This is a genomic window from Arthrobacter sp. zg-Y769 (genome assembly GCF_020907405.1).
Lineage (GTDB): Bacteria > Actinomycetota > Actinomycetes > Actinomycetales > Micrococcaceae > Arthrobacter_B.
Map to the genome: position 1 here is coordinate 287716 of NZ_JAJJOE010000004.1, position 16265 is coordinate 303980.

The 16265-nt window shown below is 66.4% G+C and carries 16 protein-coding genes; 5 read left to right on the top strand and 11 right to left on the bottom strand.

Annotation, left to right across the window (positions count from 1 at the left end; translation table 11 throughout):
* Positions 1-9: 9 nt before the first annotated feature.
* Positions 10-708, bottom strand: a complete 699-nt coding sequence (locus tag LOC60_RS03570; RefSeq protein WP_230022092.1) for a TetR/AcrR family transcriptional regulator — start codon at positions 706-708, stop codon at positions 10-12.
* A gap of 154 nt (positions 709-862) precedes the next feature.
* Here LOC60_RS03570 and LOC60_RS03575 point away from each other — a divergent pair, with 154 nt between their 5' ends.
* Positions 863-2182: an acyl-CoA dehydrogenase family protein gene (locus LOC60_RS03575; protein ID WP_230022095.1), complete on the top strand. Its 1320-nt coding sequence runs from the start codon at positions 863-865 to the stop codon at positions 2180-2182.
* Positions 2183-2308: 126 nt separating this feature from the next.
* On the opposite strand, the gene LOC60_RS03580 is transcribed toward LOC60_RS03575, so the two are convergent.
* The 9 genes from LOC60_RS03580 to LOC60_RS03620 form a co-directional block, all read right to left on the bottom strand.
* A complete protein-coding gene (locus LOC60_RS03580) occupies positions 2309-3085 on the bottom strand; it encodes an ATP-binding cassette domain-containing protein (RefSeq protein WP_230022097.1) in 777 nt (258 codons plus the stop codon).
* Positions 3082-3549: an ABC transporter permease gene (locus tag LOC60_RS03585; protein ID WP_331460780.1), complete on the bottom strand. Its 468-nt coding sequence runs from the start codon at positions 3547-3549 to the stop codon at positions 3082-3084. Before LOC60_RS03585 ends, LOC60_RS03580 begins: the two co-directional genes overlap by 4 nt.
* Positions 3458-4102, bottom strand: a complete 645-nt coding sequence (locus LOC60_RS03590; RefSeq protein WP_230022099.1) for an ABC transporter permease — start codon at positions 4100-4102, stop codon at positions 3458-3460. The genes LOC60_RS03585 and LOC60_RS03590 overlap by 92 nt, the downstream gene beginning before the upstream one ends.
* 29 nt (positions 4103-4131) lie before the next feature.
* Positions 4132-5103, bottom strand: a complete 972-nt coding sequence (locus LOC60_RS03595; protein WP_230022101.1) for a sugar ABC transporter substrate-binding protein — start codon at positions 5101-5103, stop codon at positions 4132-4134.
* 333 nt (positions 5104-5436) lie between these two features.
* A complete protein-coding gene (locus tag LOC60_RS03600; RefSeq protein WP_230022103.1) occupies positions 5437-6132 on the bottom strand; it encodes a DUF6308 family protein in 696 nt (231 codons plus the stop codon).
* A 133-nt stretch (positions 6133-6265) separates the two neighbouring features.
* Complete coding sequence (locus LOC60_RS03605) at positions 6266-6733, bottom strand: hypothetical protein (protein ID WP_230022104.1); 468 nt, start codon at positions 6731-6733, stop codon at positions 6266-6268.
* Between the two features lie 128 nt (positions 6734-6861).
* Positions 6862-7632: a hypothetical protein gene (locus tag LOC60_RS03610; RefSeq protein WP_230022106.1), complete on the bottom strand. Its 771-nt coding sequence runs from the start codon at positions 7630-7632 to the stop codon at positions 6862-6864.
* 504 nt (positions 7633-8136) lie between these two features.
* Positions 8137-8598 carry a DoxX family protein gene (locus tag LOC60_RS03615; protein WP_230022109.1) on the bottom strand — a complete coding sequence of 154 codons (462 nt, stop codon included), beginning with the start codon at positions 8596-8598 and terminating at the stop codon, positions 8137-8139.
* Between the two features lie 59 nt (positions 8599-8657).
* Positions 8658-9833: a M20 metallopeptidase family protein gene (locus LOC60_RS03620; protein WP_230022111.1), complete on the bottom strand. Its 1176-nt coding sequence runs from the start codon at positions 9831-9833 to the stop codon at positions 8658-8660.
* 297 nt (positions 9834-10130) lie between these two features.
* Between LOC60_RS03620 and LOC60_RS03625 the strand changes: the two genes are divergently transcribed.
* From LOC60_RS03625 to LOC60_RS03640, 4 genes are all read left to right on the top strand, one after another.
* A complete protein-coding gene (locus LOC60_RS03625) occupies positions 10131-11534 on the top strand; it encodes a sensor histidine kinase (protein WP_230022113.1) in 1404 nt (467 codons plus the stop codon).
* Positions 11535-11605: 71 nt separating this feature from the next.
* Positions 11606-12397: a response regulator transcription factor gene (locus LOC60_RS03630; RefSeq protein ID WP_230022115.1), complete on the top strand. Its 792-nt coding sequence runs from the start codon at positions 11606-11608 to the stop codon at positions 12395-12397.
* A gap of 106 nt (positions 12398-12503) precedes the next feature.
* Positions 12504-13385 carry an ABC transporter ATP-binding protein gene (locus LOC60_RS03635; protein ID WP_230022117.1) on the top strand — a complete coding sequence of 294 codons (882 nt, stop codon included), beginning with the start codon at positions 12504-12506 and terminating at the stop codon, positions 13383-13385.
* Positions 13382-14611 carry an ABC transporter permease gene (locus tag LOC60_RS03640; protein WP_230022127.1) on the top strand — a complete coding sequence of 410 codons (1230 nt, stop codon included), beginning with the start codon at positions 13382-13384 and terminating at the stop codon, positions 14609-14611. Before LOC60_RS03635 ends, LOC60_RS03640 begins: the two co-directional genes overlap by 4 nt.
* Before the next feature lie 67 nt (positions 14612-14678).
* Here LOC60_RS03640 and LOC60_RS03645 read toward each other — a convergent pair whose 3' ends face one another.
* Entirely contained in the window at positions 14679-16265 is a 1587-nt protein-coding gene (locus LOC60_RS03645; RefSeq protein WP_230022134.1) for an acyl-CoA synthetase, read from the bottom strand.

The following is a 16265-nucleotide window of genomic DNA, read 5'->3' on the forward strand; positions in this document are numbered from 1 at the left end:
CAATCATCCCTAGCCCAGCGCCGGGCCCCACGGATAGTCGTAGCCGGGCTTCAGCACCAGGTCCTGCTCCCCCGCAATCGGACGCAGCCCGCGCAGGAAGACACGCACAATGTAGTCAACATGAGCTTCGAGCAGCTCGTCGGAGACGTCGAAGTCTGAGATCAGTGCATCGAACTCGATGCCGGACACCGTCATCCGCAGGAGCATTGAGGCGTGCGCCTCGGGCCGATCAACTTCGAAGCCGTGCTCGGAGCCATAATCAACGAGCAGCTGCGCGATGATGCTAATGATGTCCGAGACGTCAGGCATCGCAATGGTCGTGAACGCTGCCTGGATCTCGCGCCGCCGGTTGTGCTCAGCGATCATCACACGGAAGTACGCGATCGCCTGTGCACCCGTGCCGGCCCTGGTCGCCGCGACCAGCGCGCCCACCAGCCGATCCTCAGCGGACCCCTCTCCGGATCCGTCGCGCTGTCGAAGCTCGCGCAACCGCTGCCCGAGCTCCATGCTTCCATGCTGCAGGACAGCTTTGAAGAGCTCGAGCTTGTCCGCGAAGTGCGCATAGACCGTCGTCTTGGACACTCCTGCCCGAGCCGCCACCGCATCCATGGATGTGCCGTCATACCCATTGAGCAACAACAGTTCAACAGCGGCGTCGAGCACCGCGTCGCGCTTGCTGCGCCTGCCGCTTGGTTTTGCCCGTGGCATTCGGCTCTCCTCTGTTTACGCTCCGACTCGACTCGCACCTGCGAGTTGCCGCTCATCGCCATCTTATGCTCTGGACGGACCAGTACGGAAAGAGGGCATGGACAAGGGGCGCACTGATCCGTACAGTACAGGCCACCCAACGGACGGAGATAATATGACTGACACGATTCCCCAGCACTCTAACGAACTGAGTCCCGGGCTCCCCCCTGAGCGGTCGAGCCCCCTGGATGCACCGGCGTCGAGATATCTCAGTGCGGAGGGGAAACGGCTCGCCGACGGGGTGCGCGCCCTCCAGCACCGCATTCGGGAGCTCGCCCCCGAGGCCGAGCGCCGCGGCCGCCTCAGCACGGAGATTGTCGAGGCCTTTACTGAACTTGGTCTCTACCGCGCCTGTGCCCCCATCGAGTACGGCGGATCCGCTCTGGGCGCTCGTGACACCGCTGAGATTGCGCGGGCACTTGGACGAGGCGACGCCGCTGCAAGTTGGACCTTCTTCGTGGGCACCAGCCTCCGCATGGTCAGCACCTTCCCGAAGCCCTTGGTGGACGAGCTCTACAGCCGTCAGCAGGGCCACATCGGCCCCCTGGCCGCCGGGGGGTCGACGTTCGCCGCCGTGACGGGCAAGGCGGTCAGGGTGGAAGGGGGATGGAGCATCGAGGGGAAATGGACCTATGTATCGGGGAATCACGACGCCGCCTGGCTCTTCGGCGGTGCCGCCTGGGTCGATGGAGACCGCAGCGGTCATGCGCTTTTCATGATGGACCCGGCCGACGTTGAACCGATTGATGACTGGCATGTGGCCGGCATGATGGCATCCGACTCCAACTCCGTCACCACGAAGAAGCCGATGTTCGTGCCCGACCACCGCTTCATCGATATGGCAGAGTTCCCGATGCACCTGGACAGTGCGGCGGAACGGTTCGCGGGTCTTGCCTACCGGGCGAAGACCCGCGCATCCATGATGACCGCCACGGTATTGAACATGGCCACCCTGGTCGGCATGGCCGAGGGGGCCTTGGAGGTGTTCCAGGAGCTCGCGCCGAAACGGAAGCCGTTCAGCCCGCCGTATGACACGGTCGCCGAAATGGCGTCCAGCCAGGTTGCAGCCGGGAAGGCAAAGGCGCTTCTCGGCGTTGCGGGCGCGGCCGTACTCCAGTATGCGGACGAGATCGACCATCTCGCGGTTCGCGGGGAAGACTACACCGGCGATGAGGAAGCGCAGGGCTGCACGGATCTCGCCTTCGCCGGCCAGCTTGCGAAGGACGCAATCGACCTCCTCCTGCGCATCCTGGGTTCGTCGGGTATGGCACTGTCCAATCCGCTCCAGCGTTACTCGCGCGACGCCGGCGTCATACTCTCCCACGGCGCCATGCGTCTCGAATCGCTTGCGGAGATCAGTGGACGCCGCCTCCTCGGACAGCCCCCGTTCAAGATGTTCGCCGGTGGGCTGCAGGACAAGGGTGCGCAGAAGTAACCGGCGAAAGACGCTGAGGATCATGGGTGGAGCTTTCGTTCCACCCATGATCCTCTTTTCAGAGCTAGCCGTGAAAAAGGGGGAGGCAGAGGCGCTGGTCGCCCCGCCTCCCCCTCTGCGTGCAGCTCAGGAGGCCAGGATGCCCTCTTGGACGGAGGCTCCCGTGATCCAGCCGATGACGCTTTCCTTGTCGACTGACCCCGTCGCGGTGTCTGCCACCTTGCGCCCGCGGTTGAGGACGACGGTGCGGTCGGACACGGCGAAGGCGAGGGGAAGGTTATGGGTGACCACGACGATCGAGGTGCCGCGCGCAGCGAGGGCCTGGATGAGCTCCTCGACGAGTTCGGTCTGCTCGTGTCCGAGCGCAGCCGTCGGCTCATCCATGAGGAGGATGCCCTGTTCGGGCAAGCGGGCGCTGGCGCGCGCAATGGCGATTACCTGGCGCTGTCCACCGGACAGCATCTCGACGGGGCGAGTCACCGGCGCCGTCCGGATTCCCAGCTCGTCGAGTTCGCGCTCCGACTCGCGCCGCATCGCCTTGTGGTCGAGAAAGCCGAGCCATCCGAGAGGACCTCGCATGAGTTGCTCCCGGCCCAGGGTGAGGTTCCCGGCAATATCCATCGCCTCCACCAGTGCGAGATCCTGATACACCATCTGGACCCCTGCCCCGGAAGCATCCCGCGGCGACTTGAAATCCACCGGGCGCCCGTGCACCAGGATCTGCCCGGAACTGGGGCTATGCGCACCCGACATGACCTTCAGAAGCGTCGACTTGCCGGCACCGTTGTCGCCCAACAGCGCGACGACCTCGCCTGGCCGGACAGCCAGGGACACTCGCTCCAGGGCGCGCGCATATCCGTAGTGAACAGAGATGTCCTTCAGTTCCAATGCGGCGTCGCTCATCGTGTTCCTCTTTTCGCGCCGTCGTCGCCGCTGGCGAGAAGGAGCTTTGACGTTGTGTTTGTCGTCCACATGTTGAGGCCGAGACCGCCGACCAGCAGCACGCCCGTGACCACGGAAGACCAGTCCGCCGGCACCTTCGCCAGCAGCAGTCCGGCGGAGATCGTCGCTACCACGATCACGCCGAGGCCGACTCGAGGGAGGCTCCCCCGCCCACCGACGAACGGCACCCCCGCAAGCGCAACAGCTGTCATTGCGGTGAAGACGGTGCCCACGCTGGCGCTCGGGACCGCGGTCGTGATGTAGGCCGCCGTCACGATTCCTCCGAGGGCTGCGCACAGACCCGAGATCGCGAAGCCGAGGATGCGGTACCAGTTAACCGCGATGCCGACGCGACGGGCGGCCTCGGCGCTGCCGCCAACGGCCAGCAGACGTGTCCCCCCCGCGGGTGAACTTGAGGAACACAGTGAGGATAATGAAGAGGACCACCGCGATGTACACCGGTGCGGGTATGCCGAAGTATGTCCGCGTTCCCATGAACACCAGCTGGGTGAGCCCCGAGATGTTGTAACTGCCGGCGATCAGGAGCGATGCACCGCTGAGCACGCTGAGCATGGCGATGGTGACGATGAGGGGATTGAACCCCCGGAGTACGACCACGGCGTTGACAAGACCCACGACGAGTCCCACCAGCAAGCCGCACATGATCGCCGCCCCCACCGGCAGCCCCTCCTGAAGGAGGCGCCCGGTGACGACGCCGGCCAATGCGGCTGTGCCAGGCACCGAGAGGTCCAGCACTCCCGTCATGATCCCCACAGCGACACCCGCGGCGAAGATGCTCGCGATCGCTGCCGCGTTCAATATCGAGATAGCGGTGGGGAGGGTGAGGAAGTACGGTGCCCCCCAGAACGCGAAGACGATGATGATCGCGATGAAGAGTGCCAGGAGGCCTTGGTCACGGATCAGGAGCAGCCCGCGGATCTTCCAGGGCAGGGCGTTATTCGGCGAGAGCTGACTCACCGTGTCGGCCCGGGTAACAAGCGCCATATTCAGTTACCGCCCGTGGCCTTAACCGGAGTCTCGATGATCCCGCCCTGGGAGGTGGGGTCAGAGATCAGGCGAATGAGGTCTGCTCCGGCCTCGTCAACGGCGCTGGAGTAGTCCCAGCTGACGACCGCCGTGATGTCTCCGGCCTCCTGCGCGGCCACGGCCGCGTCACCGCCGCCGCCGGCCACGATGCAGGCCGGAGTCTTGTTGGCAGCCTTGAAGGCACCCGCCGCACCGAGCGCGGTCTCGTCGCTCGCCGCAATGATGACGTTCGCATCGGGGTTGGCGATGAGGAGCTGCGAGACGGTGGTCTGTGCACTCGAAATATCCGCAGCCTCGCCGGTTGCGACGATGGGGACGTCCGGGGCTCCGGCTGCAAAGGAATCCTCGATGGCACCGATGACCTGCTCTGTGCCGCCGGCGGCATCAGGCGGCATCAGGAACAGCGCCTCGCGCCCTTCGCCGTCAACGGCGCACGTCGCTGCGGTGTCGCCGATCATCGTCCCGTACTTCATGAAGTCCGGCTCGTCGAACGCGATTCCCGGCTGAGGTCCCTCTAATCCGACCGACATGGGCGGACCCTCCACGACCACGGGAATCTTCGCCGCCTGCAGCGCCGCGATGCTCTGAGCGGCGGTCTCAGGCGCCACGGGCATGATCCACGCCCCCACGATGCTGCGCGTGTCGATGGCCTGCTGGATCTGCTGGGCCTGCTTCACCGCGTCGAAGCCCGCGTCCTGGATGGTGACGGTGTACCCCTCACCCTCGAAGTACTCGACCACGCCGTCGGCTAGCGCAGCGACGACGTCGATCTGGGAGGACGGAGTGAAGAAGGCAATCTCTCCCTTCGACTCCGCGCCGGCGGAGCCGGCGGGCTTGGCAGCCGCTTCCTCGGATGCGGCACATCCGGGTAGGGTCAACAGGCTGACCGCGAGCGCGGTGCCTGCGATTGCGAGGGAGCGAGTATTCTTCATTGAATCTCCTTGTGCACGGGGCAGCATTGCCTGCGAAAGACACCAGACATTATCGGTTTCTGCACTGTACCGACCAGTAGCCTAATGCGCAATACCCCCGGCGGCGCCCAAGCCTCTTCTCCTTGGAACCCGACGGTTCCTGGATGGAGTTTGCCTGGCCCGGAGGACGTACTGGATGGTTTCATGGCAGTCACGCTGCGCGCAGCTGATGCTGCCCGCGTGCGGTTCGGGCATAATTCGTGCAGTAGATGGCCCCTCTTCGGTCTCCAGGCGGCATCTACTGAGCAGATAACGGGGCTACCCAGCAACCGGTGAGCAGATACATGTTCAGGGTTAAGCCTCTTCGTCTTCGCCGGTCGGGGGCTGGGGAGCTCCGCCACCGGTGCCGTGCATCCACAGCACCACGTCCATGGCGCGGAGCCGTGAAACGGGGTGGGGCAGTTCAGCGCGGCGCTGGATTTCGTCGAGGTGGAGGGCGAGCGCCGCGTTGTCCTTCGTGAGCGCCGCGTGCCAGTCATCCCACTGGGTCAGGGAGCCCTTCAGCTTCGTTTCGCTCTTCACCACCGAGTCCCAGATCGGGATCAGGCGGGGACGCTTGCGGGCCAGCAGCTTGCTCGCCTTGGTCGAGCCAATCCCCCATCCTCCGTCTTCCTTGCCGCGGAGAATATCCCAGAGCTTCCATGCCGGGCTCTCTTCGCCGAGGACCTTCTCCACCTCGTCGCGATTGAGGGCCGTTAGGTCCAGATCAGCCGGGATCTGGGCAAGCAGCGCGGTAATGTCGTCCCGGCGCGTCTCAAGGATGCCGATCGAAGCCCTCGGGGAAAAGCGGACCGAAAGGAACGACGCCGCCAGCATGTCATCGGCCGTGATGGTGTTGACGACGTCGGGTGCGTCTCCACCACCGGCCCAGGTGTCGAAGCGGGATCCGGTGCGCACCCTGCCCTTGGAACCGCGTTCGGTGTAGTAGTTCTTGAGCAGCGTGACCGCGTTTTCGGTCTGCTTTTCGGTGAGTATTTCCGGAATGTGCATGTGTCGGTCCCCCAATAGTTCGCACGGGCAGCGAGCGCTCCCCAGTTCCGTCGATAGTACAGAAAGCGTCCCCTCCGAAGCCCGGAGGGGACGTTTGCGGCATACCCCAAGCGGCGGCGCTGCCCGTGGCGGGCTACTTTTCGGCGGGCGCCATAATCTCCAGGACCACATTCGATCCGGAGTCCGGGTGGTAACTCCAGGAGGCGGAAATGCCGTCCCACTCCGAGCTTTGCCGCCCGTCCAAGGCCCTCGTGTTGTCCATCCGACTGCCGACGCTATCGGGCATGCCGGTTCGGCGGAGAACACACTGAATGTCCGCGTAGTCCGCGCCCTCGGCGTAGTAGTCCTCCCCTTCGCTGTTCATCGTGAGGCTTTGGCCCCCGTCACCGAGCTCTATGCCTGTGGCACCCTCTAGGGCGCACTCGCTCACCGCATCAACCAGAGCGGTGGAAGGCTGGGGCGACCCGGACAGGTCAATCTGCGCGAGCAGGAGCCCCGCACCCAGACCAACGACCAGCCCGGCACCGGCGAACAACACGTAGTTCCGCCGGGACGGGGGCAACTGGACCGTAGGCGGGTACGGCGCCATACCGAACGGCATTGCCGCAGGAGGCAGAGGAAGCGGCCCGGACTGCGCTGGCGGAGCCGGAGGCATCGGCGGCAAGGAGTTCAGCCGGGCACTATCCCCGCCATCAGCAGGGTCCTGAGACGTTGCAGATTCATTCATCATTACTGCTTCACCCACTTGCCGCAGTTGCTGGACTTGAAGTCCTGTCCCTCGGCGAGAGTGACAGTGGGCCGGCCACCGCCGGGGATGTCGTTCTGCAGGATGTCGTCACCGTTGGAACCGCTTCGGTAGATACCCCAGTAACAACGGGAGCCGACGTCGGCCGCGGTTGTGTAGGTACCCGGCGAGACGTTGCTGCCCACGGTCCAGGTTCCGTCGCTAATGGTGTTGGCTGCCTTCTGCTTCTCCGCGGAGGTGACAGCGGATTCGCGCTTTTTCACGTCCGCCTCGGACTTCGCGACGGCGTCCTCCCGCTCCCCCACCTTTTTCTCCCGTTCGTACATGCCGCTGGAGAGCTTGTCATAGTCCTCCTTCATCGTGCTGTAATCGTCCTGGGACTTCTCGAGCATCGACTGGCGCTGCGCCGATTCTTCCGAGAGCGCGATGTATTCCTCGCTCCGGGTCGGGTCGGTCAGGAAATGTCCGCCGACGGCGCCGCCGGCCAGCAGTACGACGCCGGCGGCCGCCAGCCAGATCCGTGCGGCTTTACGCTTTGTCGCCTGCCGGTCCGTTTGGGGCTTATCCGTCCGGGTCCGTTCGGCAGCCTTGCGACGGTCTCCCCGCTTCTGCGGGCCCATGGCCGGCGCAGCTTCGGCTGCGGTCTCCGGGGCGGGCGGTGGAGGCGGAAGCATCGGGCCGGGAACCGGTGCGGTCTCCTCCGGCTGCTTATCTGCGGGAATCGGAGGGACGGACTGTCCGGAGTGCTGCTGCATTCGCTGTTTCATTTCTTCGGTGCGGATCTAGGCTGGAGTGCACACCGGTGCCGCAGGCGCGACGGCTCCCGGGTGCACGCCCCTATATACAGTCGGCAGCCAAATCCCATCCGTAAGGGGAGGGCTCCCACCGCTCCGCATCCCATGGCCTGCGGTTCACTCCGGGATCCGCCCTGATCCCCGATGGAACTGCGGGACGGCTGCAGTTGTCACACTGCGAACCGGGGCGCCACTGCTTGAAATGTCCGGATAGAAACTCCGGGCCGGTTCTTAGTGCAGTACATGTCCTCTAGCGGGCCGGCAGCCAGCATCTACTGCACTATGAACGGGCAGGCCACCGTCGGTTGGACAGATCCAGGGGGCTACCCGGCATCCGGTGAGCAGATAACGGGCTTATCCGCCGCGGATAAGCCCGTTATCTGCTCAGTAAGCAGGCGAAAGCGCAGGCCCGGGAGAAGAAACTGCGGGCCAGTGCGTCCCCCGCTGACCCTGCGCCTGACCGGGTTATCCCTTCTTAGTTCCCGCCCGCAGCGCCTTCCACGCCCCAGTGGACCACAGCGCCCACAGCACCAGCGGCGGCTGGAAGAACAACCGCACCAGGCGGGCCCGGTCCGAATCCAGGCCGAACGCGTCCGTGTGCGTGACGTACTGGGAAATGTTGCCCGGGAAAATCGCGATGAAAAACGCAGCCGCGGCCAGGCCCACCGGCACCCGCCGCTTCGGCAGCAGGATCAGCGCCGCGCCCAGGCTGATCTCGGCCACGCCGGAGAGCAGCACCACGGCATCCTCGTTCAGCGGTACCCAGCCCGGCACCTGCGCCTGGAATTCCTGCCGGGCGAAGGTCAGGTGCGAGGTGCCGGCGAAGGCCAGGAACGTCCCGAGCCCGACGGCGGCAGCGCGCCGGGGTTTCGACGTCGGCGGCGCGGGGCGGGCGGCAAGGGCAAGGACCTTCTCAACGGCAGACATGCTCCCGACGCTAACACCCCCGCACCGGCCGGGGCAGGGGTGCGGGAAGGGACGGCCACCTAGGTGAGCCGGTTGTAGGCCAGCTGCGCCAGGGCGGCGGCCTGGTCCCCCAGCACCGAGTCGTCAAAAACCACCCGCGGCGAATGGTTCCAGGCGGCGGTGACCGGATTGACCTCCGGCGGCGTCGCCCCGAGGAAGAGGAAGGTGCCGGGGACCTCGTTTAGCACCAGCGAGAAGTCCTCCGAGCCCATCAGCGGATCCCGGGATTCGAGCACCCGGTCCTCGCCGAAGATCTGCCGCAGCCCGGTGACGGCCTCCCGGGTCCGGTCAGCGTCGTTGCGGGTGACCGGGTAGCGGAGGGTGAAGTCCACCTCCGCACTGCAGCCGTGCGCGCCGGCAATGCCCTCGGCAAGCGCCTTGGACTCCACGATCACCCGATCCAGGGATTCCTCGGACAGGGTGCGGACCGAGGCGCCGAGACTGGCGGTATCGGGAATGACATTGATCGCTTCCCCTGCGGAAAGCTGGGTCACGGTGAGCACGATCGGGTCGAACGCGGAGAACCGGCGGGTGGCCATGGTCTGCAGCGCCGTGGCGATTTCGGTGAGGGCCGGAACCGGGTCGATGGCCGTCTGCGGCTGTGAGCTGTGCCCGCCGGAGCCCTTCACCGTGATCCGCAGTTCGTTCGCACCGGCCATCAGCGTGCCGGGCTTGGTGCGGAAGACTCCCAGCGGTCCGGGCCGCACGTGGATGCCGTAGGCGGCTACGGGACGTTCCCCGGCGGCGTCGAGCACTCCCTCGTCAATCATCAGGCTCGCGCCGTCGTGACCCTCCTCCCCCGGCTGGAACATAAAGATCACGTTGCCGGCGAGATCCTGCTGCTGGGCGCAGAGCAGGCGGGCGGCGCCGACCAGGCCGGCGACGTGCAGGTCATGGCCGCAGGCGTGCATGGCGCCGTTGGTGGAGGCATAGTCCAGATCGGTCAGCTCGTTCACCGGCAGCGCATCCATATCCCCGCGCAGCAGGACGGTGGGCCCGGGTTCGGCCCCGCGGAGCACGGCGACCACGGAGGTGGTCTTCACTCCCAGGGTGATGTCCAGGTCCAGCCCCTCGAGGGCGGCGAGGACCTTTTCCTGGGTCCGGGGTAGGTTGATTCCGGTCTCCGGATCAAGGTGCAGCTCCCGCCGCAGGGCCACCAGTTCAGGCAGGATCGCCTGTGCTTCCTGTACAAACATGCTTTGAGTCCCGTCATCCACACTGATGGCCGGCAGCCGGTAGCGGCCGCCGCTATCTACGCAGTAAAGCACTCCTTTCGCTCCAGCACAGCGGGCACGGGCCCAACCACGCCGGTTCCGGTACGACGACGGCGGCCGGCGGGGCTCCCATGGGTAGTTCGACCCATGGACGGATCGACGCTCTTGGTCCGCTTCGGCCGTGTATGTCACCGGGAAATCCACTTACCGGATCCGCCGTAGGTCGTTCATCCCTGCGGCGGAGTCCCCGCCGGCAGTCCAGCTCCTAGACTGGGCACCATGATCGAGACCATGGCCTTCGACACGGCCGGCGCCGGCGCGGAACGGCCCGCACGGGCCCAGCCAGGCCGGCTTACCCGGCTTCCCTGGCGCACCGGTGAAGACTGGGAACGCCCGGGGCCCACCCGCGACCAGCAGCGCCATGACCTCATCGGCACCATCATCCTGTTGCTGGTCTCCGCGTTCATCCTGGAGGTGAGCCGCGGGATCGGCGCCCTGGCCGGGGAAACCCAGCCCGCCTGGTTCCAGCACCTGGCCATGGCCCTGATCATTCTGCCCCTGGTAGTGCGCCGCCGTTACCCGGTAGCCGTGATGCTGGTGTGCAGCGCCGCGTTCCTGGGCCTGGGACTGCTGGTGCCCATGGTCGCCACTCAGATGACCTTCCAGGCCGCCTATTTCGCCTCGCTCTATACCGCGGTGGCCTGGGCGAAGGACCGCAGGATGCTCTGGCTCGGCACCACCGTAGTCATTGCCGTGATGGCGCTGTGGGTCATCCTTTCCTTTACCGTTTCCAACGCCTACGACGGCATGCTGGAACGGGTCATGGAGGGCGATGACTCCTACCGCGGATTCCTGCCCCCGCTGGTCTCCCTGGCCCTCTATAACCTGGCCATTAACGCCGCCTTCTTCGGCGGCGCCATTATGTTCGGCATGAGCGCCTGGCGCAGCGCACACCAGCGCGAGCTGCTGATCAAGCAGTCCGCCCAGCTGGAAGTCCAGGCGACGGAACTGGCCCGGCAGGCGGTGCTGGATGAGCGGCTGCGCATCGCCCGGGAGCTGCACGACGTCGTCGCGCACCACATCGCGGTGATCGGAGTCCAGGCCGGCGCGGCGCGGCGCGTGCTGGAGAAAAAACCCGAGGCAACCGCGGGCGCCCTGCAGACCATCGAGGCATCCTCCCGTGAAGCGGTGGAACAGATGCGGTCCCTCCTCGGCGTACTGCGTGCCGGGGAGGAACCGGGGGCGGAGTCCGACGGCGGTGCGCGGCGGGCTCCGGAGCCCGGTCTGGCGGACCTGCCCGCATTGGTGGCTGAGCACGAGCAGCTGGGCCTGTCGGTGTCCTTCCACCGGTCCGGGGATGTTCCCGGTGCCCTGGACCGGGTTCCCGCACCAATGGGCCTCTCGATTTACCGCACCGTTCAGGAGTCCCTGGCGAACGTCCGGCGGCACTCGACCGCCGGGGCCGCCGTCGTTGCCCTGCGCACCGGCACCACCGGGGCGGGACAGGCCTGGGTGGAAGTGGAAACCGTAGATGATGGCCGGCCGCGGACCGGCAGCACCGCCGGTTCCGGGTTCGGCATCCGAGGCATCCGCGAGCGTGCCGACCTGCACGGCGGCACCGCGGAAATCGGCCCGCGGTCCGGCGGCGGCTGGCGCGTCCGGGTCCGTTTTCCGGTGCGCTGACCGCTACCGTGGTTGCCGAAGGCTGCATTCTGCGGCCTTCAGAACTCCTCCGAAAGGGAGAAACGTAAGCAATGGAACCGATCCGGGTCCTGCTGGCCGATGACCAGGCCCTGCTGCGGGCAGGCTTTGCCATGATGCTCTCCGTCGAGGATGAAATCGAGGTGGTGGGCCAGGCCGCCAACGGTGCCGAAGCGGTGGAGTTCGCCGCAGCACATCCCGTGGACATCATCCTTATGGACGTGCAGATGCCGGTCCTGGACGGGATCCGCGCCACCGAGCAGGTAGTGCAGGCCGGCACCGCGAAGGTCATCATCCTCACCACCTTTGAACGTGACGACTACCTATTTGACGCCATCAGCGCCGGCGCCAGCGGCTTCCTGCTCAAGAACTCCGATCCGGATGACCTGGTGGCCGCGGTCCACGCCGTCGCGGGCGGCCATGCCCTGCTGGCACCGGAGATGACGGTCAGGGTGATCGAGCGCTTCGCCCGGCAGCTACACGCCGAGGCTGCCGGTTCCGGCGCCCGCCCGGCTGCGGCCCCGGCCGCTGCCCCAGCCGGAACTGCTGCGGCCCCGGCCGCGCCCTCCGCCCCGGGGACAACGCCGCCGTCGTCGGCCGGTTCCGAGGAACAGCGCAACCTGCTGGACTCGCTGACCGCACGCGAGCGCGAAGTGCTGGTGAACGTGGCCGCCGGCCGGAGCAATGCCGAGATCGCCGCGGGCATGTTCGTGGCCGAAGCCACCGTGAAAACCCACGTATCCAACCTGCTGGCCAAGATCCAGGTCCGCGACCGGGTACAGGCAGTGGTGTTCGCCTACGAGTCCGGCCTCATCCTCCCGGGGGACAAACCCGCCGCCGGCTGACCCGAACAGGCTCCATCCCGCGGCCGATCCGCTTTGCTGCCTAGCTGCCTAGACTCGATCCAGAAGTCCATCACTAGGCCCGGCCCTTCCGGGAAAGGAGCAGCACATGCTGCAGGTCCGCAACCTCACCCGTCGTTTCGGGGACAAAACCGCCGTCGACGACGTCACATTCGATATTCCGTCCGGCGGCATGACCGGCTTCGTGGGCGCGAACGGCGCCGGCAAGACCACCACCATGCGCATGATCATGGGCGTCCTGACCGCCACCTCCGGCGAGGTGCTGCTGGACGGCTCCCCCGTGACCGCCGCGCAGCGTGCACAGTTCGGGTACATGCCCGAAGAACGCGGCCTCTACCCCAAGCAGCCCATCATCGACCAGCTGGTCTACCTCGGCCAGCTGCACCGGATGCGCCAGTCATCGGCCCGCCGCGAGGCACTGGAACTGCTGGACCGGTTTCGTTTGGCGGACCGCAGCAAGGACAAGCTCGAATCGCTCTCCCTGGGCAACCAGCAGCGCGTGCAGATTGCCGCCTCTCTGCTGCACCGGCCCACCGTCCTGATCCTGGACGAGCCGTTTTCCGGACTGGATCCCATCGCCGTCGATTCCATGGTGGAGCTGCTGCGCGAGCGGACCTCCGCCGGTGTCCCGGTGCTCTTCTCCAGCCATCAGCTGGACCTGGTGGACCGGCTCTGTGACAACCTGGTGGTCTTGCAGACCGGCCGCCTGATGGCCGCGGGCAGCGGCGACGAACTGCGCGCCTCGGCACCCCGCCGCCACCGCATCATGGTCTCCCCCGACGCCGGCTGGCTGCGTGAGGAAACCGGAGTCACCGTCATCGACGTCGCCGGTCCGTCGGCGCTTGTGGAGTTCGACGACGACGCACACGCCCAGCGCACCCTGACCGCAGCACTCACCCGCGGCACGGTGCAGGAATTCTCCCCCATCCGCCCCTCCCTGAGCGACATCTACCGTGAGGTGACAGCATGAGCACCGAAACCCGCACCCCCGTAGCCAAGCCCGGACAGGACCCCGAAGCCCCGGATACGACGCCGGCCTGGGCAATCGTGACGCTGCGCGAAGTCATGGTCAAAATGCGCGACCGCACGTACCTGCTGTCCACTCTGGTGACCCTGCTGCTGATCGCGGGCAGCGTCCTCTTCAACGCCTACATGTCCGCGCGCGGCTCGGACCACACGGTGGCCGTGGCCGACTCCGCCGCCACTGAGATCATCGCCGCAGCGGACGCCGCCGGTTCCGAGAATGACGGAAATACGTCCTTCGAAGCCGTAACGGCCGACTCCCCGGACGCCGCCCTGCAGCTAGTCCGCGATGAGGAGGCCGACGCCGCCCTGCTTCAGGACGAGGACGGCAGCTGGACCCTGACCGGGAAGGACGAGATCGATTCCGGTCTGCGCGGCCCGGTCTCCGAGGCCCTGACCGGCTATGTCATCAGCACCAATGCCGCCGCAGCCGGCACCACGGCCGCGGAACTGACCGCTGGCAGCGAACTGGGCGAAGCCCTGCTGGAAGGTGACACCGAGCAGGCCGGGATTGCCGCCGTCGTCGGCTTCGCGTTCAGCTTCCTCTTCTACATGGCCACGATCCTCTTCGGCATGGCCATCGCGACCTCCGTGCTCGAGGAGAAGCAGAACCGGGTGGTGGAGATCCTGGCCACCGCCATCCCCATCCGCCAGCTCCTCTACGGCAAGGTGATCGGCAACACCATCCTGGCCGTGGTCCAGCTGGCACTGTACGGCGGAGTGGCCCTGCTGGCGCTGAACGTGACGGGGACGGCGGACATGGTCGGTTCCATCATTCCGGTGTCCGGCTGGTTCCTGGTCTTCTTCCTGATCGGGTTCCTGATCCTGGCCGCCGGCTGGGCGATGCTCGGAGCCATGGCGAGCCGTTCCGAGGACCTGAACAGCAGCTCCACCCCGGTGATGGCGGTCATTTTCGCCGCGCTGTTCGCCGGTATGTTCGCCAAGGGGCAGCTACTGGTCATCGCCTCGTTCGTGCCCGTCATTTCCTCCGTGGCCATGCCCATCCGGATGCTGAACTCGAACGTGCCGCTGTGGCAGACCTTCGCGGCGCTGGCCATCGCGCTGGCCGCGGCCTACATCCTGCTGAACTTCGCCGCCAAGATCTACCGGCGCGCCGTTCTGCAGAGCGGCGGCTCGCTGACCCTGCGCAAGGCCATGAAGCTGGAGCAGTAGGCCCGGCGGGAGAATCACGGCGGCAGGCGGGGAGCATCGGCTCCCCGCCTGTTTCATTGCGCTGCCGTCAGTCCCGGTATTGCCGGCGCAGCTCGGCCTTGCGGATCTTCCCGCTCGCCGTCCGGGGAAAGTCCTCCACCATTGTCACGGTGCGCGGCACTTTGTACCGGGCCAGGCGGCCGAAGAGGTGTTCCTGCACTTCTTCGGCCGTCAGCGCGTATCCCTCCCGCAGGCTGATGACCGCGCGGGGAACTTCGCCCCACCTGCTGTCCGGCACCCCGACCACCGCAACGGCAGCCACGGCCTCCAGCTCCGCGATAACCTGCTCGACCTCGGCCGGATAAATGTTCTCCCCGCCGGAAATGATCATGTCCTTGAGCCGGTCGGAAATGAACAGGTACCCGTCGTCGTCGAAATAGCCCATGTCCCCTGACCGGAACCATGCGTCCTCCGCATAGGCTTCCGCAGTGGCGTCGGGCCGGTTCCAATAGGAGCGGATGACGTTCGGGCCGGAAATCTGGATCTCCCCCACCTCTCCCGCCGGGAGCACCCCGCCGTCCGGACCCGTGATCCGAACGTCCGTGAAGAAGTGCGGCAATCCGGCGGAACCGGCCTTTTCCCGGGACCGGGCGGCGGGAAGCGCCGTGGCACCCGGGGCGGTTTCAGTCATTCCGTAGCCGTTGGAGAAGGACAGTCCGCGGGCTTCATAGGCTTCCAGGACCCGCAGGGGCACTGCGGATCCGCCGCAGGTGATGGTGGTCAGCGAGCTGATGTCCCGCTTGGCCCAGTCCGGGTGTTCACACAGCATCTGGTACGTGGTGGGCACGCCGCTGATGTAGGTGGCGCCATACTGTTCAATCGCGGCAAGCGTGCGGCCCGGTTCGAACCTGGTTTCCAGCACCACCGTTCCGCCCTTGAGGAGCACCGGAAGGACGCCCATGTCCAGGGAAGCGACATGGAACATCGGGGAGATCATCAGTGCGACCTCCGTCCCGGACACGTCATAGTCCACCAGCACGTTGTAGCAGTTCCAGGCCAGGTTGGCGTGGGACAGCAGGGCGCCTTTGGGCCGTCCGGTGGTGCCGGAGGTGTAGAGGATCATCGCCCCGTCCTCTCCCCCGACTGGCAGGTCCAGCCGGTCCGGAGACGCCCCGGCGATCACGGCGTCGAAGTCGGACACCTGTCCTCCATCCGATCCCGCCGCCTCGTCCGCCGCCGGATTGACGGCCGGCGCGGCGCCGTCGGCCACCGCGGCGCCGTCGGCCACCTCCAGCCGCACCGTCACCGAGGTGCCGGCTGACCCCAGCTGCGCCAGCCGGGCGAGCGCACCGGTGTACACCAGTACAGAGCTGCCCGAATCCTGCAGCGCAAACTGGATTTCGGGCGGCGCCAGGCGGGTGTTCAACGGAACGAAGACGGCCCCCAGCGTTCCGGCGGCGAAAAACGTCTCCAGGAAGGCAGGATGGTTATCCCCGAGGAAAGCCACCCGGGAGCCGTGGTCCACACCGGCGGCACGCAGTGCCTGTGCCAGCCGGTTGATCCGCTCGTCCAGCTCCGTGTAGCTGATGCCCCGGCCTTGGAAAATCAGTGCCGTCCGGCCGGCGGACTTCAGGCGCCGGCGGTGTATCCAGGATCCCAGCCCCTGATTCTCCAT